Origin of the sequence: Thiobacillus sp., assembly GCF_018780105.1 — a bacterium.
In the GTDB taxonomy this organism is placed as follows: Bacteria; Pseudomonadota; Gammaproteobacteria; order Burkholderiales; family Thiobacillaceae; genus Thiobacillus.
Map to the genome: position 1 here is coordinate 1 of NZ_JADMKC010000056.1, position 18,288 is coordinate 18,288.

An 18,288-nucleotide genomic window follows, 5' to 3' on the forward strand; every position below is an offset into this window, starting at 1 on the left:
TGCTCGACCTGCCATAACGGAACCACTGCGACCGGCAAGCCGACCAGCCACCTCCCGACCACGGCGGCCTGCGACAGCTGTCACCGGACGTCGGCCTGGACACCTGCCACCTTCAGCCACACCGGCGTTGCGCCGGGCACCTGCTCGACCTGCCACAACGGAACGACGGCAACAGGCAAACCGACCAGCCACATCCCCACGACCCAGGCGTGTGATACATGCCACCGGACGTCGGCCTGGACCCCTGCCACTTTCAGCCACACTGGCATTGCGCCGGGCACTTGCTCGACTTGCCATAACGGAACCACCGCAACCGGCAAGCCGACCAGTCACCTCCCGACCACAGCGGCCTGTGACAGCTGTCACCGGACGTCGGGCTGGACGCCTGCCACCTTCAGCCACACTGGCGTAGCACCGGGGACCTGCTCGACCTGCCACAACGGAACGACGGCTACCGGCAAACCGACCAGCCACATCCCCACGACCCAGGCGTGCGATACATGCCACCGGACGTCGGGCTGGACGCCTGCTACTTTCAGCCACACTGGCGTTGCGCCGGGGACTTGCTCGACCTGCCACAACGGAACCACTGCGACCGGCAAACCGACCAGTCACATCCCCACGACCCAGACGTGTGATACATGCCACCGGACAACGAGTTGGACGCCCGCCACCTTCAGCCACACCGGCGTAGCGCCGGGCACCTGCTCGACCTGCCATAACGGAACCACCGCGACCGGCAAGCCGGGGGGGCACATCCCCACCACGGCTGCCTGTGACTCTTGCCACCGGACGAGCGTGCCGTGGACGACCGTGACCATGAACCACACTGCAGTTGTCAGCGCGACCTGCGAGTCGTGCCACGGTGGCGCTTATGTGGCGGCGGGGGCGGAAGCCAAGCCGACCAATCACATCCCGACAGCCCTGGTAGGCGGTGGAGACTGCAAAACATGTCACACCAGCACGTCCAGTTGGTCGGCCAGGATGAATCACAACAACATTGTGACCGGATGCAAATCCTGTCATGCCAGTGGCACCAGTTACCTCGGCAGCATGGAGAAGAAGAGCGTGACGCACGAATCCAGAACTGCAACCGACTGTTCCCAGTCCGGCTGCCACCGCCCCTTGGGGAATAAGGGGGTGGCCTATGTCAGATGGGATTAAGCCGACTGGATGGCCAAGCGGAAAAACTGCCGGGATGCGTTTGCCAGACCAGGGTTCCAGGCAATCTTTTGAATTAATGACGGAATAAGCTATGTATTTTGCATTCAACAATCGGCTGGCGGCGGCGCTGATCGGCTGCTGCATTCTGGCGATCAACCCGCTCAACGCGGAGGCTGAAGTCCTGGGCGAAATGCAGGTTCAACCCGATAACTACGAGAACCTCATTCGGGTGCAGTTCAATGCCAGGATCCAGTTTCTACGCGCAGTTCCAGTCGGGAAGAGCAATACCGTCCTGGTGTATTTCCGGATTGTGCAAAGCGATGACCAGGTGGAAAACAAATCGGTTGAATCGCGCAAGACAAAACCCTTTGAACGGCTTCCCGGCATTACGGCAACCCTTTCTCCGCAAGTGGGCAAGGTAAACAAGCTGAGTCTGCAAATCGGCACCGACAAAATTCCTGCAAATATGAAAGTGCGGGCCGGGACGAACGGACGCAGCATAGACATCATGTTTGGCGACAAACTCATCAAGCATCAAACGGGTTTGGTTGGCAAACGCTATGCATTGACCCTATTGAAGACCGAATCCAAAAGCGAACTGGGCAGAGTGATCCCGCGGGAGTTTCAGGATTACGAGGTTTTCACTTCCCAGCAAACCCGGGATGGCCGGCCCCTGTATGAGTTGAACCTGGGCTACTTTGCTACGCCCGAACAGGCGGAACAGGTCCGTGCCAAGCTGGTCGCCCAATTTCCGGAAGTCGACGTAATCGATCTGCTCAAGCGCAGAGAGGAGACGCTCAAGGCCGCCTCTGGGCGGGCTGAGCCCACTTTTGGCTTGCCCGAGGCGCCGTTGCCTGAAGTGGAAGATCATTCGGCTTCGCTCATGGCCAAAGCGCAGGAAGCGCTGAAGGCGGCAAATTACGAACTGGCCATCACTGGATTCAACCAGGTATTGTTGTTGCCGCCGAACAAGAATTCGCAGGAAGCGCAGGAACTGATCGGACTGGCCCGGGAGCGCAATGGTGAACTGGCCAAGGCCAAAGCTGAATACGAGATCTATCTGAAGCAGTTCCCGGACGGAGCGGGTGCAGATCGGGTGCGGCAGCAGTTGGCGCAACTGGCAGTGCCCGCACCGGGTGCCCCCAAGGCAAAACGCAGGGATGAGACTGTCATCAAAACCGTTTCCGGTAGCTTTTCCCAGTTTTATTACGGCGGCAGCACGCAGACGCAAACCGCTTTTGATACGCCGACCACACCTGTTACATCGACGCTATCCACCACCGACCAATCGGAATTGAGGAGTAATCTCGACCTCACGGGCCGCTACCGCAATGCGGATGCGGACCAGAAGCTGGTTTTTCGGGATGACAACGTGATCAGCTTTCTGGATACGCGCCCCAACCGGAATCGCGTTCTGGCCGCCTACTACAGCTACAAAGGTCTGGAAAACGGATTCAGCTCCAGCATTGGACGTCAGACCGGTACGTCTGGCGGGGTGCTCGGACGCTTCGATGGCGCGCAGGTCGGCTATTCCTTTGCGCCCAAGTGGCGTATCAATGCAGTGGCCGGTTTGCCGGTTGAGTTTCCGGCGCTGGAAACCGATCGAAACTTCTGGGGTATGAGCCTGGATGCGGACGAACTGACTGAACGCCTGCACGGAAAAACCTATTTCATCAATCAGACCGGGGATGGCATTCTGGATCGGCGTGCCGTGGGGATGGAGTTGGGGTACTACTTCGACGCGCGTGGTACCGCCATCAATGCGCTCATTGATTACGACGTGAGCTATGACGCGCTGAATATTGGTGCCCTGACGGGCAGCTGGCAGACCGAGGGCGGAAGTTCCTTGAGCTTTACGTTTGAGCAGCGCCGTGCGCCTTCACTCGCCACGTCCAATGCCTTGTATAACAGCGCGGTGACTGCCATGTCGCCGGTGCCAACCAGTATCAAGCAATTGCTGGCAACCAGTTCAGAAGAGCAGATTCGGCAGTGGGCGGAAGACGTCAGTGCCATCACCGAGCAGTATGCGGTTGGGTTTCTCACACCGCTGAATGAAAACTGGCAGGTGGGCGGGGATGTCAACTTGACCAATACCGGCGCGCTGCCTGGTCAGACCCTGGACGATGGCACGGTGCTTCCGCCTACACCCGCCACCGGGAATATTTACACGTATTCCCTGCGGGCTATCGGGTCCGGCCTCCTGAGGGATAATGACGTCAACGTGTTCACCCTGTCCCTGAACCAGGGCGATACCTACCACGGTGAACTCTTTGCCTTCAACAACACGACCCGGATCGGCGCATGGACGCTGGAACCCTCCCTGAAGTACTACCAGCAGCAAACCGACCCCGCTACTGACTTGAGCCGCTGGACGCCTGAATTCCATTTGATCTATCAATTGAAAGGCAGCTTGTCCCTTGAGGCCGATTACACCTATGAACATAGCAAAACAACCAGCCCGGGCAGCAGTGATGTCAGCCAGCAGCACTTCTTCTATGCGGGTTACCGCTGGGACATCTGAATATTGGGTCGCCAGGGACACCGTGTGCTTGAAGTAATTGATTTGGGCTGTTTGCGCGGGGAGCGCCGCCTGTTTGGCGGTGTTTCGTTCAAGCTGATGCCTGGCGGGCTGATCTGGGTACAGGGCAGCAACGGCAGCGGCAAGACCACGCTGCTGCGTACCCTGTGCGGGCTGACCCAGGCGATGGCCGGCACAGTGCACTGGCGGGGTGAGCCGATCCAGAGGCTGGGCGAGGATTACCGGCGCGAGCTGACGTATATCGGCCATGCCAATGGCCTGAAGGAAGATTTCAGCGCACTGGAAAACCTGCGCATCGCCGCGCAACTGGCCGGGCAGTCGATCAGCCGCGAGGCGGGAGTCGAAGCCTTGCAGGGAAGCGGACTGGCGGGGCGCGAGCACTTGCCGGTCAAATTCCTGTCGCAGGGCCAGCGCCGCCGCGTCGCCCTGGCCCGGCTCAGGCTTGCGCACCCACGCACCCTCTGGTTGCTGGACGAACCCTTCAATGCCCTGGACACCCGTGCGGTCGCTGACATGCAGCACATCATGGAAAACCATCTGGCACAGGGTGGCATGATTGCCCTGACCACCCATCAGGATGTGGATATCCAGGCGGCCGATACCCGGACGCTGCGGTTAGACGCTTGAGGACGCGGGGGAGATGATGCAAACCCTGCGTTACGTGGTTTTTCGCGATCTGCTGCTCGCCATGCGGCGGCGTGCCGATGTCGCAACCACGCTGTTCTTTTTCGTTATTGTCGCCAGCCTGTTTCCGCTGGGTGTGGGACCGGATCCCAAACTGCTGCGTGTCATGGCGCCCGGGATTCTGTGGGTGGGCGCATTGCTGGCTTCCATGCTGTCCCTGGGTCGGCTGTTCGCCGAGGATTATGCGGACGGCAGCCTGGAACAACTGGTGCTGGCGCCGGAACCGCTTACTCTGGTCGTGATCGGCAAGGTCGTGGCGCACTGGCTGGTGTCGGGTCTGCCGCTGGTACTGATTTCACCGGTGATCGCATTGCAATTCGACTTGCCGCGCGAGGCGATGGTCACCCTGCTGCTGGCGCTGCTGCTGGGCACCCCGTTACTGAGCCTGATCGGCGCGATTGGCGCGGCGCTGACGGTAGGGGTGCGCGGCGGCGGGGTGCTGATCTCGCTGCTGGTGCTGCCGTTGTATGTGCCGGTGCTGATCTTCGGTGCCGGCGCGGTGGATGCCAGCGCCATGGGGATGGAGGCTGGAGGCCATCTGTCCATCCTCGGTGCGTTGCTGCTGCTGGGCATGGTGTTGGCACCCTGGGCGACCGCGGCGGCGCTGCGGATATCGCTGGAATGAGGGGGCTGCCCTGATGGTTTACCTGGAGTTTTCATACGTATGAAGTTGAACTGGTTTAAATATGCCGCGCCCGCCACGTTTTATCCGCTGGCGGGCAAACTGATCCCGTGGTTCGCGCTGGCTGCGGCCGGGCTTACCGTGGCCGGTCTCTACCTCAGCTTTTTTGTCGCCCCTACGGATTTCCAGCAGGGCGAGTCGTACCGCATCATTTTTATCCATGTGCCCGCAGCCTGGATGTCGATGTTCATTTATATCGTGATGGCGGGCTGGGCAGCGGCCGGGCTGATTTTCAATACACGTCTGTCGTCGATGATGGCCAGCGCGCTGGCGCCGACCGGCGCGCTGTTCACCTTCATCGCACTGTGGACGGGTGCGCTCTGGGGCAAGCCCACCTGGGGCGCGTGGTGGGTATGGGATGCCCGGCTGACCTCCGAGTTGATCCTGCTGTTTCTGTACATGGGGTTCATGGCGCTACACGCCGCGATCGACGACCCGCGCCGCGCCGACCGCGCCAGCGCGGTGCTGGCGCTGGTCGGCGTGGTCAACGTGCCGATCATTTATTTCTCGGTCAAATGGTGGAATACACTGCATCAGGGCGCGTCGGTCAGCATGACCATGGCGCCCAAGATGGCCGCCACCATGCTGCTGGGCATGCTGGTCATGGCGCTGGCCTGCTGGATGTACAGCATCGCCGCAGCATTGGCGCGGGTGCGCTGCATCATCCTGGAGCGCGAGCAGCAGGCCGAATGGATTGCCAATCTGGGAGAGCCGGCATGATCTGGAAAAGTCTGGATGACTTCATTGCCATGGGCGGCTATGGCTTCTATGTCTGGGGCTCTTACCTGGTCACGGCCGCGCTTATCGGCGCCGAAATTTTGATGTTGCGCGCACGTCGGCGGACTGTAGAGAAAGCCCGCCAAGTCCAAAAAATCCTGTCCGAGCAGACGAAGCATGAAACCACGACATAAACGCATGGCGCTGATTGCCGCCGGGCTGGCTGCGGTCGGCCTGGCCGCCACCCTGGTACTGAATGCCTTTCGCAGCAACCTGGTGTTTTTTTTCACGCCGAGCCAGATCGCTAACCACGAAGCGCCTACCGGCCGCGGTCTGCGCATCGGCGGGCTGGTGGTGGCGGGGAGTGTGAAACGCGAAGGCGTGACCGTGCACTTCACCGTGACCGATACTGCCCAATCCATCCCCGTGGTCTTTACCGGCATCCTGCCTGACTTGTTCAAGGAAGGAAAAGGCGTGGTCGCCCAGGGTGAACTGGACGCCAAAGGCGTGTTCCAGGCCAGTGAAGTGCTGGCCAAGCACGACGAAAACTACATGCCACCCGAGGCCGCCGAAGCGCTCAAGCGCGCCCAGGCCTCGGGTGAAAGCACCGGCAAATCGCTGGTCATGGCTACGGAAAACAAACCCAAATGATTCCTGAAATCGGCCACTTCGCCCTCATCGTCGCGCTGCTGATCGCCATTGCGCTGGCGGTGCTTCCCATCGTTGGCGCGCAGCGCGGCATTGCACCCTGGATGGCGCTGGCGCGCCCCGCTGCGCAAGGGCTATTCGTATTCATCACCCTGGCCATGGTGTGCCTGGCGTATTCCTTTGCGGTCAACGATTTTTCCGTGCTGTATGTCGCCAGCAATTCCAATTCCATGCTGCCGCTGCATTACCGGCTGGCTGCAGTGTGGGGCGGCCACGAAGGCTCGGTGCTGCTGTGGGTGTTCATGCTCACGCTGTGGATGGTCGCGGTGTCGTTGTTCAGCCGTCATCTGCCGCGTGAAATGGTGGCGCGCATTCTGGGCGTGATGGGCTTCATCAGCGTCGGCTTTCTGCTGTTTATGCTGCTGACGTCCAACCCGTTTGATCGTCTGCTGCCCGCCGCACTCGACGGCCGCGACCTCAACCCGCTGCTGCAGGATCCCGGCATGATCTTCCATCCACCCATGCTCTACATGGGCTATGTGGGCTTCTCCGTGGCCTTTGCCTTTGCCATCGCCGCGCTGCTGGGCGGCAATCTGGATGCAGCCTGGGCGCGCTGGTCGCGGCCGTGGACGCTGGTGGCCTGGGTGTTCCTCACCGTCGGCATCGCACTCGGCAGCGTCTGGGCGTATTACGAACTGGGCTGGGGTGGCTGGTGGTTCTGGGATCCGGTGGAAAACGCGTCCTTCATGCCGTGGCTGGTCGGCACTGCACTGATCCATTCGCTCGCCGTGACCGAGAAGCGCGGCAGCTTCAAGAACTGGACCGTGCTGCTCGCCATCATCGCCTTTTCGCTGTCGCTGCTGGGTACCTTCCTGGTGCGATCCGGCGTGCTGACGTCTGTCCATGCCTTCGCTACCGACCCCAAGCGCGGCATCTTCATCCTGATTTTCCTGGCGATCGTGACCGGTGGGTCGCTCACGCTATTCGCCTGGCGCGCCGCCAAGGTCGGGTTGGGCGGGCGCTTCGATCTGGTGTCGCGCGAATCCATGCTGCTCGCCAACAACGTGATTCTGGTCGTGGCCGCCGGTTCGGTGCTGCTGGGCACCCTGTATCCGTTGGTGCTCGACGCGCTGGGATTGGGCAAGATTTCGGTTGGCCCGCCTTATTTCGATAACGTGTTTGCCCCGCTCATGGCACCCGCCATTTTCCTCATGGGCGTCGGCCCGCTGGCGCGCTGGAAAGCGGCCAGCCTGCCGGAACTGGCGGTGCGATTGCGCTGGGCATTCGGCGTCAGTCTGGTCAGCGCCTTGCTGCTGCCGTTCGCGTTGGGATCGTGGTCGCCCATGGTCAGTTTTGGCTTGCTGCTCGCGCTGTGGGTGTTCACCACCACCGCGCTCAATCTATGGAACCGGGTCAAACCGGTTGCAGCTGCCACGCTGCGCCAGCGCTTCGGTAGCCAGTCGCGCAGCTATTACGGCATGTTGCTGGCGCACTTGGGCGTCGGCGTGTTCATCGTCGGCGTGACGCTGGTCAAGGGCTATCAGATCGAGAAGGACGTGCGCATGGAAGTGGGCGACACGGTTACCATCGGCGCCCATCAATTCGTATTTAAGGGCGTGACCGAAACGCCCGGCCCCAACTACACGGCTTCACGAGGCAATATCGAGGTGCTGAAAAACGGCCAGTTGGAGCGCACCCTGGAACCGGAAAAACGCATCTACTCCGCCACGCAGATGCCGATGACCGAGGCGGCCATCAATACCGGTTTCACCCGCGACCTGTATGTTTCGCTGGGCGAGCCGGTCGGGGACGGCGCCTGGGTGGTGCGCGTGTATGTCAAACCCTTCGTCGACTGGATCTGGGGCGGTTGCTTGATCATGGCGCTGGGTGGCGCGCTGGCGCTGTCCGACCGTCGCTACCGTCTGGGCCGTCGCAAGGTTCAGCAGGCCGCGATTGCTGTGGCACCGGTTGCGGAGGCGGCATGAAAGCCTGGTATCTGATTCCCTTGGCGGTGTTCATCGCCATGCTGGTTTTTTTGGGCGTGGGTCTCAAGCTCGATCCGCACGAAGTGCCTTCGCCGTTGATCGACAAGCCCGCGCCGGTGTTCCGCCTGCAAACCCTCGACACCCCTTCAAGGCTGATGACTTCCGAAGACATGCGCGGCCAGGTCTGGCTGCTCAATGTGTGGGCGTCGTGGTGTGGCGGCTGCCGCGAGGAGCACCCGGTTCTGGTCGAATTCGCCAAAACCCGCGCGGTGCCGATCGTCGGGCTGGATTACAAGGATCAGCCGGACGATGCGCGCCGCTGGCTGGATAATCTGGGCAACCCTTACGTGACCAGCGTGTCCGACGCCGATGGCCGGACAGGCATCGAATTCGGCGTATACGGCGTGCCGGAAACCTTTGTCATCGACAAGGCCGGGATCATCCGCCACAAGCAGATCGGGCCGATCACGCCCGAGGTTCTGCGCGATACGATTCTTCCGCTGGTGAAAAAACTCAATGCTGCTTAAATTCGTATTCCCGCTGCTGTTCGCAGCGATGCTCACCTCGGCGTTCGCCAAAGAAGCCGCACCGGTCGCGGCCGATCCCGTTGCCGAAGCGCGGCTGGTGAAACTCTCCAGTGAATTGCGCTGCTTGGTGTGTCAGAACCAGACCATTGCCGACTCCAATGCCGAGCTGGCGGTCGATCTGCGCAACGAAATCCGCGAAAAAATCCAGACCGGCATGAGCGATGCCGAGATCAAGGATTTCATGGTCGCCCGCTATGGCGACTTCGTGCTGTATCGCCCGCCCGTCAAGAACACGACGCTGGTGCTCTGGATCGGTCCCTTCCTGTTATTGGCAGTGGGCGGCGGCATTCTGGTTTTCAATCTGCGCCGCCGGCGGCATGCCGGCGCCGACCCGGAATTGAGCCATGACGATCAGGCACTGGCGGAATCCCTGCTACATACCGACTCAACCAAGGAAACAACATGACCGGATTTTTGATTGTGATGGGCGTACTCATCGCCCTGGGGCTGGCCTTTGTGCTGCCCGCGCTGGTGAAGCAGCGCAGCGAGGATGACAAGACGTCGCGCGCGCAGGCCAACGTGGTGATCTACCGTGACCAGCTTAACGAACTCGATGCTGATCTGGCCAATGGCACGATCAGCACGGAGCAGCACACGGTCGGTCGGCGTGAACTGGAAAAGCGCGCCCTGGAAGACACCCTGGCTGCGGTCAACGACAGCACCCCGGCGCCGTCCGGGCGCGGCCGCTGGGCACCGGTTGCGCTGGCCGTGCTGATTCCGGTCGCCGCCGTGGGCCTGTATCTCAAGGTCGGCACGCCCGAGGCCATCGCACCGCTGGCGTCGCCCACGCAGGATGCGACCGCCGCGCCTGCCAGCGCGCAGGACGGCAGCCCGCATAGCACCTCCTTTGACAGCATCCGGGCCATGGCCGAGAAACTTGCGGCCAGCCTGAAAGACAAGCCGGACGATGGGGCGGGCTGGGCCATGCTGGCGCGTTCCTACAACGTGCTGGGCCGCTTTGCCGAAGCGGCCGACGCCTATGCCCGCGCCGAAAAACTGCTGCCACCCGATGCGCAACTGCTGACCGACCATGCCGATGCACTGGCGATGTCGCAGGGACAGTCGCTCGAAGGCGGGCCGCTGGCCTTGCTTCAGCGTGCCCTGAAAATCGACCCCACCAACCTCAAGGCGCTGGCGCTGATGGGCACCGCCGCCTTTGACCGCAAGGACTACAAGGGCGCGATCGGGTACTGGGAAAAAGTGGTGCAGGCGGCACCCGCCGATTCGGAATTCACCCAATCGCTGCAAGCCAGTCTGGATGAAGCGCGTGCCCTGGCTGAAGGACGCACCCCGACCGCCGCGCTGCCGACCATCATGCCCGCAGCAGTGGAAGCGGCTGCCCCCGCCGCTGTCGCTGGGGGGGAGGTCGGTGGCGAGGTCAAACTGGCACCCGCGCTGGCGGCCAAGGTAGCGCCCGGGGATACGGTGTTCATCTTTGCCCGGGCTGAAAAGGGCCCGCGCATGCCGCTGGCTATCCTGCAGTTGAAAGCCGGCGAACTGCCTGCCCGCTTCAGCCTGGATGATTCCAGCGCCATGGCGCCAGGCATGAAACTGTCGGCGTTTCCTGCGGTTATGGTGGTTGCCCGTATTTCAAAAAGCGGCAACGCCAGCGCCCAAAGCGGCGACCTGGAAGGCAGCGTCGGCCCGCTCAAGCCGGGAACCCGGAATCTCCAGATCAGCATCGACCGGGTCATTCCCTGAATGGTTTCCGTTATTTGAGTTGTCTGCCTTGTGGGTTGTGGAAGACTTTCGGTTTCAATCAAAATCCTTGCGGATCCGCGGCGGCGCTGCATAAGCACACCGACCCAGGGCAATCACCAGGGCAGGGGACTCGCCCGATGAAATGCCCAACGCGGCCCTGAGTGCGGTTTCGTCGAAACCGCCGATCGGGCAACTGCCCAGGCCCAGATGGGTCGCCTGCAGCAGCATGTGTGCGGCGGCGAAGTTGCACTGGCCCCGGGCCCAGGCGGACGCGTCTTCCGCATGATGGAGCGCCCGATAGGATTCATAAATTGACGCCGTATCCTGGCCGCGTGCTTCGGCTTCGAAACGTGCGCGCACGTAATCCGAATCCGGGTCGAGCGCGTCGACCAGGGCGACAATGACGATGCAGGCGGCGGCTGTGGCGGCAGCGGGCTGGTCGTAGCAGGCGCGGGCGATGGCCGCTCGCTCCGTCGCGTCCGTCACGCTGATGAATCGCCAGGGTTCGAGGCCGAATGCCGACGGCGCGAGTCGGCCGGCTTCGCGTACCACACGGAGTTCGCTGGCGCTGACGATCTGCCCGGCGACGAACTGGCGGCAGGCGTAGCGCTGTTGGATGGCATCGAGCAGGCTGGGCATCGCGGCATTCTCCAGAGAAGCATTTGCTCAGCTTATTCCATTTCCAGATAGAAAATCTCTTTGTCGGCTTCACCTTGCCGTGCTACAGCACTGTCTGCGGCTTGCCTTCGCGATCTTTTCTATCTGGAAATGGAATTAGGACACGCCGGGATGGCTTCAACGATTTACAGGACTACAGGGCGAAACCCGCCAGTTCGATCTCGAATGCCTGTGCATTCAGTGCCTCGAAAGTGTCGCGGCCGAACAGGGTGACGACCCCCGCCATTTCGCTCCAGCCATAGCCGCTGCACTGGGCGTTCAACCGGCTGCTGTCTTGCGGGACGCGCGGGATGAGGTGCAGGCCGTTCTGGCTGTAGATCAGGTTATAGGGAATGTTGTGCTGGTGCAGCTGGTCGAGCTGGAACCAGGCGGCGGCCGGATCGCTGAAACGCTGGCAGGGCAGGGGGTAGGCGATGTCACCGCCGTTGTGGGCGAAGCGGGCATCCTGCACCGGCAACGGGCTGGCCTGCACGAAGCTCTGGAAGTGTAGGTGGTTGACCGATGCGCCTGCGCCATAGCTGTTGTAGCCGAGACAGAGTCCGGGTACGTCGGATTGTGCGCAGAGTTCCCATGCCCACCCGTGCAGTTCGGGGCTCAGGTATTGCGGCAGTTGGCGCAGGGGTTCCGGCACCAGCAGGCCATGCAGGCGGGCGAACGGGAATTTGTTGTAGAGAATGCGCGCGGGCTTGCCGGCCAGTTCGCCTTCCCAGAATATTTCCTTGGCCAGAAACGGCCGGTTGAAGTGAAAGCCGTCTGGATTGAACGGGCACAGCAGGCGGTCGAATCGCAGTCCGCTGGTGCGCGGCGGGCGCAGGGCGCGGATGGGATTGAACAGCATCTCCCAAGGTCCGGCGCGGCGGCTTTGCAGGGTTTGCAGATGGGCAAATCCGATGGCGTGCAGTTTGAGAAACACCAGGATGTCGTCGTCCGGCTCGGTCAGCTTGCGGCCTTGCCGCAAGGCTGCGGTGAGGGCATCGGCGAGTTCGGTGTGGCGTGCCGCCAGGGCGGGGCCGAGTTGCGTCCACAGGCCGGCGTCGTAGGCGGCGTTGGCCAGCACCAGGATATAGACGCCGAGGCCACGGTGGCTTTCCAGCATCGCGGTGAGGCGGTCGGCGAAGGCGGATTCGAGCGCAGGCGCGGAACTGAAGGGTGGAAGCGTGGCCGGCATGCGGGCGTGGTCAGAGTTCGCCGTTGGCGCCTGCCCGCATCACGCTGTCGAGTTTGCCGCGAATGGCGAGCGCGCCCTCGCGCAGTTCCGGCGTGATGTTCAGTTGCTTGCCGGCCAGATCGATGCCGGTCACGTCCCAGTCCAGCGTCAGCACCCAGATATTTTTGTCGGCGTCTTCCATCACGGCGATGCGGCAGGGCATGAATACCACCATTTCGGGAATCACCCGCAGCATGTCGCGGCCGACGACGATGTCGCAGAAGCTGAAGACTTCGATGCGCGGTGCGGCGTTGTCATTCAGAACGGCCTTGAAGTCTTTCGACATCAGGTTTTTGCCGACGAGTTTCAGGTTGACCTGGTTGGCGCGCAGCATCATCGATTCGACCACTTCGTCGAACGTGATGCCGGGCTTGGCTTTGTACTTGACGACGAAATGGTTGACCGTTTCACGCGCGTCCATTTGCGCCATGTGGGTCGTCACCGGCATGGCCAGCTGCTGCCAGTGTTTTTTTTCCTCGGGGGTGAGGATGCGGTTCATCTGGTAGTCGCGGTAGGGCGGCGGCGCGGCCTGCTGCACGATCACGGGGCCGTAGGGGGTCTGGGTGGGGTCGATCCAGCCGTTTGCCGCAAGCTCAGGCTGGCCGGCGTGACCTGCGGGTGCGGAAGGCTCGGTGGCCATGGCCGACAGGCAGCACATCCCGGCGAAGGCGAACAAAACAAGGCGCTTCATGATGGGTCTCCTGCGTAAGGTGGGTCTATCGTACGCGCCCGAACGCATGCGTCAATTAGAGATGGCGCTTGCGTCAATTGGATCAGGCGCGGGCGTCAACACGCTTCAGGCACCCGCACGGAAAGTCGATTCCAGTGCGGCGAGTTCGCGCGCGGCACAGGCGAAATCACTGTCGCGCAGGCAGGCTTCGATGCGTGTGGCTGCGTCCTGAATCGCACGGGCAGTGACGCTGGCGGCAGCCCCCTTGAGCGCGTGCGCTTCCTTGCGGCAGGTAACGAGGTCGGCTTGCTCGATGCCCTGTTTGAGCACGCTCAGGCTGGCTTCGGTGGTGCTGACAAACAGGCTGGCCAGATCTTTCACCAGCGCGGGATTACCGGGGTAGCGGGCGTGGAGGGCAGACAGGTCGAGCAGCGGTGAAGTGGCTGGCGCGCTGGCCTTGATAAGCGCATCGCCGCGCGGCAGCCACTGCGTCAGCAGTGCGCCCAGCGCGGATTCGGTATAGGGCTTGGCCAGGTAATCGTTCGCGCCTGCGGCCAGGCAGATCGCGCGGAAATCGGTGTTGGCATTGGCGGTGAGTGCGACGATGGGGATGCGGCTGGTGTCGCCCGGCAACTGGCGAATCCGCCGGGTGGCCTCCAGGCCGTCCATTTCCGGCATCTGCCAGTCCATCAGCACCAAGTCGAAATCCTCGGCTGCCAGGCGTTGCAGCACCTCGGTTCCGCTGGCGGCGATGACATGCTGCAAGCCCATGGCATCGAGCTGGTGGGCCAGGACTTTCTGGTTGACCGGATGGTCCTCGGCTACCAGGATGCGCCCCTGCAACTGGAGCAGGGTGGGCGCGGGCAGCTCGGCCAGGGGTAGGGTTGTCGGCGCCAGCTTTAGCGCGAGGGCGAAGCGGCTGCCTTGCCCCGGGGTGCTTTCGACGCTGAGCTGGCCCGCCATCAGCTGTGCCAGCTGGCTGCTCACTGCGAGCCCGAGCCCGGTGCCGCCGAAGCGCCGGGTGGTCGACGAATCGGCTTGCGAGAATGCCTGGAACAACCGGCTCTGGGTTTCGGTACTCATCCCGATGCCGTGGTCCTGCACGGTGAAGCGGCAATCGATCAGCCCGTCGACCGCTTCAAAATTGACCGTCAGCTCGATTTCGCCGGCATGGGTGAACTTGATGGCGTTGTCGACCAGATTGAGCAGGATCTGGCGGATGCGGGTGGGGTCGCCGAGCAGGGCGGCGGGCGCGGTAGCAGGCAGGGTGAGCTTGAGGTTGAGATTTTTTTCCAGCGCGCGCGCCTGGAACAGGGCGACCACGCCCTGCACCAGTGCCACCGGCGAGAACGCCACCTGTTCGATTTCCAGTTTGCCGGCCTCGATTTTGGAGAAGTCGAGGATGTCGTTGATGATGACGAGCAGGCTTTCCGCCGAGCTCTTAAGGGTAGCGGTGTACTCGCGCTGCTGGCCGTCGAGCGGGGTTTTCAGCAGCAGGCTGCTCATGCCGAGAATGCCGTGCATCGGGGTGCGGATTTCGTGGCTGACGTTGGCGACGAATTCGGATTTGGACTTGGCCATTTTCAATGCGGCCTCGCGCGCGGCCTCCTTGGCGGCTTCGGCCGCGCGGCGCTCCGAGACATCACGCATGATGGCCTGGATCACCGGCTTGCCTTCCAGCTGCATCGCGTGCAGGGCGATTTCGGCGGAGAACACCGAGCCGTCCTGGCGCCGCCCCTGCCAGTCCATCACCGCATGTCCCTGTTCGTTTGCCAGTTTGATGAAACGCATGGCATGGTCTTTCGCGGTGGCGCCATCGGCCTGCATGGTGGTGCCAAGCTGCTGGATCGGCGTGCGCAGAAAGTCGCTGACCGAATCCATGCCGAACAGGGCGAGCGTGGCCGGGTTGCAGTCGGTGAATACCTTGTCGTTGAGGATGACGACGGCGTCGGAGTTGGTTTCGAACAGGGTCTGGTATTTGAGGCGTTCGGTTTCCAGCTGCCGGGTCTGTTTCAGCAAATGGCGGCCGACCAGCACGGCGACCAGCGTGGCAAGCAGCGTGGCCAGAATACCCAGCACCAGCATCAGCTTGCGGGTGGCCTGGTAGGCAGCGTAGGTTTGCGCGAGCGCGGCTTCGTTTTCCTCGCGCTGCAGGCTGGTCATGTTGTCGAGCGCTTCCACCAGCTGATTCTGCAGGGGAATGACTTCCAGCTGCAACTGGCGCAAGGCGGCGTAATTGTTGTCGGCGAGCGCGGCTTCGACGACGTTGAAAACGGCCGGCTGGTTGCTGGCGGTGGTGTCGTCCAGTTCAGCCATCAGCCGGCGTTCCTCCGGCGTTTGCAGAATGCTGGATAGCTGGTTGCGATCCTTGACGTAGCGTTCGCCGTATTCGATGAATTGTTCGAATAGCTGGTTTTTTTCCCACGGATCGGTCGACACCACGATGGTGTGCATCAGCACCGCACGATCGCGCAGGGTGTCGCGCATGCGCGAAGCAAGGCGGGTCTTGAGGTTGTTGACGGTGACCACGTTGGCCAGCTCGCTGTTGAGCTGCGCCATCTGGGTGACGCCCAGCCCGATCACCACCAGCATCAGCAGCAGGGCGACGGTGAAACCGAGCCCGACGTTGAACAGCAGGCCGCGTAGCGGAGTAGCAGTGACTTGCCCGGTGGCGGGCTGGGTCGAGTGCTCAGGCGTTCCCATCGGATAGCTGCATTATTCCTGCCGGAAGGCGACGACGTGATCGACTGCCAGCTTGATGCCGATCTTTTCGCCGATGGCGTGGTTGTGGTGCGAGGGCACAAGCGACAGCGCGCGCTGGCCGCTCGGCAATTTCAGCGTGTAGAGGAATTCGGCGCCGCGGAAGGCCTTGTTCTCGACCTCGGCCAGCAGCAGGCTGTCGTCGTCGTGCACGATGTCGTCCGGCCGCAGCAGCACATCGACGTGGCAGCTGCGCACGCATTCGTCGCAGCCGCTGGCGTCGCATTCGACCGGGATATGGCCGTTCAGCACGCCGAGCTCGATTTCCACCTGGTGGTCGTTGATGACCTCGCCGGTGACCAGCGCACCCTGGCCGACGAAATCGGCGACGAAGCGGTTGGCCGGCTCGTGATACAGGTTGTAGGGCGTGTCCCACTGCTGGATGCGGCCCTGGTGCATGACGCCGACCCAGTCGGCCATGGAAAAGGCTTCGTGCTGGTCGTGGGTGACGATGAGCGCGGTGGTGGCTTCGCGCTTGAGGATGTCGCGCACTTCGAGCGACAGCCGTTCGCGCAGTTCGACGTCGAGGTTGGAGAAGGGCTCGTCCATCAGGATCAGCTTTGGGCGCGGCGCCAGCGCCCGGGCGAGCGCCACGCGCTGCTGCTGGCCGCCGGAGAGCTGGTGCGGGAACTGGTTGGCGTGGCCGGCCAGGCCCACCAGTTCGAGCAGCTCGGCGATGCGCGCCTGCCTGGCTTCCTTCGTGACATCGCGCAGGCCGAAGCCGACGTTGTTCGCTACCGTCAGATGCGGAAACAGGGCGTAATCCTGGAACACCATGCCGACACGGCGTTTTTCGGCAGCCAGCATCCAGCCGGGGCGGCTGACGGTTTCGCCGCCGATGCGGATTTCACCGCTCTCGATCGGCTCGAAGCCGGAAATGCAGCGCAGCGCCGTGGTCTTGCCGCAGCCCGATGGGCCGAGCAGGCAGCCGATCGCGCCTTCGGGCAGGGTGAAGGTGAGGTCGGCGATGATTTGCCGGTTGCCGTACGACTGCGAAACCGAGTCGAGCGCCAGTTCAGCCATGGGAATTTCCTCCGCGCCAGGTCAGCAGAATGATGGGGATCATACCGGCGATGACAATGGCGAGCGACGGCAGCGCCGCGCGTTCCCATTCGCCTTCCGAGGTCATCTCGAACACGCGGATGGCCAGGGTGTCCCAGCCGAACGGTCGGGTCATCAGGGTGATCGGCATTTCCTTCATGATGTCGACGAAGGTGAGCGCGGCCGCGGTCAGCAGGCTCGCGCGCAGCATCGGCAGGTGCACCCGCACCAGCAGGCCGGCGGTGTGGGTGCCGAGATTTTTCGCCGCCTCGTCGATGTTGCGGCTGATGCGGTGCAGGCCGCTGTCGATGGGGCCGAAGCCCACCGCGAGAAAGCGCACCAGATAGGCCAGCAGCATCACCAGCAGCGTGCCCTTGAGGATTTCGGTGCCGTCGAAACCGAACCAGGCGCGGCCGCTGTCGATCAGCCAGTTGTCGAGCGCCGCCACCGGGATGAACAGGCCTACGGCCAATACCGCGCCGGGGAAAGCGTAGCCGAGCGTGGCCAGGCGTTGCGTCCACATCATCGCGGGGCCGGGGCGCTGGCGGCCGGCGTAGGCCAGCAGCAGCGCCACCGCCACCACCATCAGCGCGCCGATGCCGGCCAGCAGCACCGAGTGCCAGGCAAAGCCCCAGTAACGGCTGTCGAGATCGGCGGCGATGACGTCGCGCGTCCACAGCGCCAGCTGCGTTACCGGGATGATGAAGGCGATGGCCAGCACCATGGCCGCGTAAGCGAACGCGAGCGTGGCCAGGCCAGGCGTCAGCTTGATGCGGCGCGAGGCGGCGCTGCGTCCCACCGCGCCGTAGCGCATCTGCGTGCGCGAGCGTTGTTCGAACACCACGGCAACCAGCACGAACAGGATCAGGATGGAGGCGAGCTGCGCCGCAGCAGCAAGTGAAAACAGGCTGTACCACGCCTTGTAGATGGCGGTGGTGAAGGTGTCGTAGTTGAAGATCGCCATGGTGCCGAAATCGGCCAGCGTTTCCATCAGCGCCAGCATCAGGCCGGCGGCGATCCATGGTCGGGCCATCGGCAGCGCCACCCGGAAAAAGCCCTGGGTGCGCGAGAGGCCGAGCGACTGCGCCGCTTCCAGCGCGATCGCGCCCTGCGTCGCAAACGCATTCTTCGCGATCAGATACACATAGGGATAGAGCGCCAGCGACATCACCAGAATGACGCCGCCGCGCGAGCGGATTTCCGGCAGGCCGGTGATGCCCCAGCC

General features: G+C 62.7%; 17 protein-coding genes. 11 read left to right on the forward strand and 6 right to left on the reverse strand.

Annotated elements, in window-relative coordinates; genetic code table 11:
• Positions 1-819: 819 nt before the first annotated feature.
• The 11 genes from IV098_RS16365 to ccmI all read left to right on the forward strand — a co-directional run bounded on the left by IV098_RS16365 (position 820) and on the right by ccmI (position 10,707).
• A complete protein-coding gene (locus tag IV098_RS16365) occupies positions 820-1,164 on the forward strand; it encodes a cytochrome c3 family protein (protein ID WP_367114193.1) in 345 nt (114 codons plus the stop codon).
• Positions 1,165-1,255: 91 nt separating this feature from the next.
• On the forward strand, positions 1,256-3,685 hold the full coding sequence (locus IV098_RS15575; RefSeq protein WP_296890716.1) for a hypothetical protein: 2,430 nt from the start codon (positions 1,256-1,258) through the stop codon (positions 3,683-3,685).
• A gap of 24 nt (positions 3,686-3,709) precedes the next feature.
• A complete protein-coding gene (gene ccmA / locus IV098_RS15580; RefSeq protein WP_296890718.1) occupies positions 3,710-4,330 on the forward strand; it encodes a cytochrome c biogenesis heme-transporting ATPase CcmA in 621 nt (206 codons plus the stop codon).
• Between the two features lie 16 nt (positions 4,331-4,346).
• Positions 4,347-5,012, forward strand: a complete 666-nt coding sequence (gene ccmB, locus IV098_RS15585) for a heme exporter protein CcmB (RefSeq protein ID WP_296890754.1) — start codon at positions 4,347-4,349, stop codon at positions 5,010-5,012.
• Positions 5,013-5,051: 39 nt separating this feature from the next.
• A complete protein-coding gene (gene ccmC, locus IV098_RS15590; protein ID WP_296890721.1) occupies positions 5,052-5,789 on the forward strand; it encodes a heme ABC transporter permease CcmC in 738 nt (245 codons plus the stop codon).
• Positions 5,786-5,980 (forward strand): heme exporter protein CcmD, encoded by a 195-nt coding sequence (ccmD, locus tag IV098_RS15595; protein ID WP_296890724.1) that lies wholly within the window; start codon positions 5,786-5,788, stop codon positions 5,978-5,980. The genes ccmC and ccmD overlap by 4 nt, the downstream gene beginning before the upstream one ends.
• On the forward strand, positions 5,964-6,437 hold the full coding sequence (ccmE, locus tag IV098_RS15600) for a cytochrome c maturation protein CcmE (protein WP_296890728.1): 474 nt from the start codon (positions 5,964-5,966) through the stop codon (positions 6,435-6,437). Before ccmD ends, ccmE begins: the two co-directional genes overlap by 17 nt.
• On the forward strand, positions 6,434-8,419 hold the full coding sequence (locus IV098_RS15605; RefSeq protein ID WP_296890731.1) for a heme lyase CcmF/NrfE family subunit: 1,986 nt from the start codon (positions 6,434-6,436) through the stop codon (positions 8,417-8,419). Before ccmE ends, IV098_RS15605 begins: the two co-directional genes overlap by 4 nt.
• Positions 8,416-8,946, forward strand: coding sequence for a DsbE family thiol:disulfide interchange protein (locus IV098_RS15610; RefSeq protein ID WP_296890734.1), 531 nt, complete (start codon positions 8,416-8,418; stop codon positions 8,944-8,946). Before IV098_RS15605 ends, IV098_RS15610 begins: the two co-directional genes overlap by 4 nt.
• Positions 8,936-9,412: a cytochrome c-type biogenesis protein gene (locus IV098_RS15615; protein ID WP_296890737.1), complete on the forward strand. Its 477-nt coding sequence runs from the start codon at positions 8,936-8,938 to the stop codon at positions 9,410-9,412. Before IV098_RS15610 ends, IV098_RS15615 begins: the two co-directional genes overlap by 11 nt.
• Positions 9,409-10,707, forward strand: coding sequence for a c-type cytochrome biogenesis protein CcmI (gene ccmI, locus IV098_RS15620; RefSeq protein WP_296890739.1), 1,299 nt, complete (start codon positions 9,409-9,411; stop codon positions 10,705-10,707). The genes IV098_RS15615 and ccmI overlap by 4 nt, the downstream gene beginning before the upstream one ends.
• A 54-nt stretch (positions 10,708-10,761) precedes the next feature.
• Here ccmI and IV098_RS15625 read toward each other — a convergent pair whose 3' ends face one another.
• The 6 genes from IV098_RS15625 to IV098_RS15650 form a co-directional block, all read right to left on the reverse strand.
• Complete coding sequence (locus IV098_RS15625) at positions 10,762-11,346, reverse strand: nitroreductase family protein (protein WP_296890741.1); 585 nt, start codon at positions 11,344-11,346, stop codon at positions 10,762-10,764.
• Between the two features lie 172 nt (positions 11,347-11,518).
• Positions 11,519-12,553: a hypothetical protein gene (locus tag IV098_RS15630; RefSeq protein ID WP_296890743.1), complete on the reverse strand. Its 1,035-nt coding sequence runs from the start codon at positions 12,551-12,553 to the stop codon at positions 11,519-11,521.
• Positions 12,554-12,563: 10 nt separating this feature from the next.
• Entirely contained in the window at positions 12,564-13,283 is a 720-nt protein-coding gene (locus IV098_RS15635; RefSeq protein WP_296890745.1) for a DUF302 domain-containing protein, read from the reverse strand.
• Between the two features lie 105 nt (positions 13,284-13,388).
• Complete coding sequence (locus tag IV098_RS15640; protein WP_296890747.1) at positions 13,389-15,965, reverse strand: ATP-binding protein; 2,577 nt, start codon at positions 15,963-15,965, stop codon at positions 13,389-13,391.
• Between the two features lie 12 nt (positions 15,966-15,977).
• Complete coding sequence (locus tag IV098_RS15645; protein WP_296890750.1) at positions 15,978-17,045, reverse strand: ABC transporter ATP-binding protein; 1,068 nt, start codon at positions 17,043-17,045, stop codon at positions 15,978-15,980.
• On the reverse strand, positions 17,038-18,288 hold a 1,251-nt coding region (locus IV098_RS15650), incomplete at its 5' end, for an iron ABC transporter permease (RefSeq protein ID WP_296890752.1). The genes IV098_RS15645 and IV098_RS15650, both read right to left, overlap by 8 nt.

Coding starts and splice junctions, on each gene's coding strand:
- IV098_RS16365 (WP_367114193.1), top strand. CDS start 820: ATGAACCACACTGCAGTTGTCAGCGCGACCTGCGAGTCGTGCCACGGT.
- IV098_RS15575 (WP_296890716.1), top strand. CDS start 1,256: ATGTATTTTGCATTCAACAATCGGCTGGCGGCGGCGCTGATCGGCTGC.
- ccmB (WP_296890754.1), top strand. CDS start 4,347: ATGCAAACCCTGCGTTACGTGGTTTTTCGCGATCTGCTGCTCGCCATG.
- ccmC (WP_296890721.1), top strand. CDS start 5,052: ATGAAGTTGAACTGGTTTAAATATGCCGCGCCCGCCACGTTTTATCCG.
- ccmD (WP_296890724.1), top strand. CDS start 5,786: ATGATCTGGAAAAGTCTGGATGACTTCATTGCCATGGGCGGCTATGGC.
- ccmE (WP_296890728.1), top strand. CDS start 5,964: ATGAAACCACGACATAAACGCATGGCGCTGATTGCCGCCGGGCTGGCT.
- IV098_RS15605 (WP_296890731.1), top strand. CDS start 6,434: ATGATTCCTGAAATCGGCCACTTCGCCCTCATCGTCGCGCTGCTGATC.
- IV098_RS15610 (WP_296890734.1), top strand. CDS start 8,416: ATGAAAGCCTGGTATCTGATTCCCTTGGCGGTGTTCATCGCCATGCTG.
- IV098_RS15615 (WP_296890737.1), top strand. CDS start 8,936: ATGCTGCTTAAATTCGTATTCCCGCTGCTGTTCGCAGCGATGCTCACC.
- ccmI (WP_296890739.1), top strand. CDS start 9,409: ATGACCGGATTTTTGATTGTGATGGGCGTACTCATCGCCCTGGGGCTG.
- IV098_RS15625 (WP_296890741.1), bottom strand. CDS start 11,346: ATGCCCAGCCTGCTCGATGCCATCCAACAGCGCTACGCCTGCCGCCAG.
- IV098_RS15630 (WP_296890743.1), bottom strand. CDS start 12,553: ATGCCGGCCACGCTTCCACCCTTCAGTTCCGCGCCTGCGCTCGAATCC.
- IV098_RS15635 (WP_296890745.1), bottom strand. CDS start 13,283: ATGAAGCGCCTTGTTTTGTTCGCCTTCGCCGGGATGTGCTGCCTGTCG.
- IV098_RS15640 (WP_296890747.1), bottom strand. CDS start 15,965: ATGGGAACGCCTGAGCACTCGACCCAGCCCGCCACCGGGCAAGTCACT.
- IV098_RS15645 (WP_296890750.1), bottom strand. CDS start 17,045: ATGGCTGAACTGGCGCTCGACTCGGTTTCGCAGTCGTACGGCAACCGG.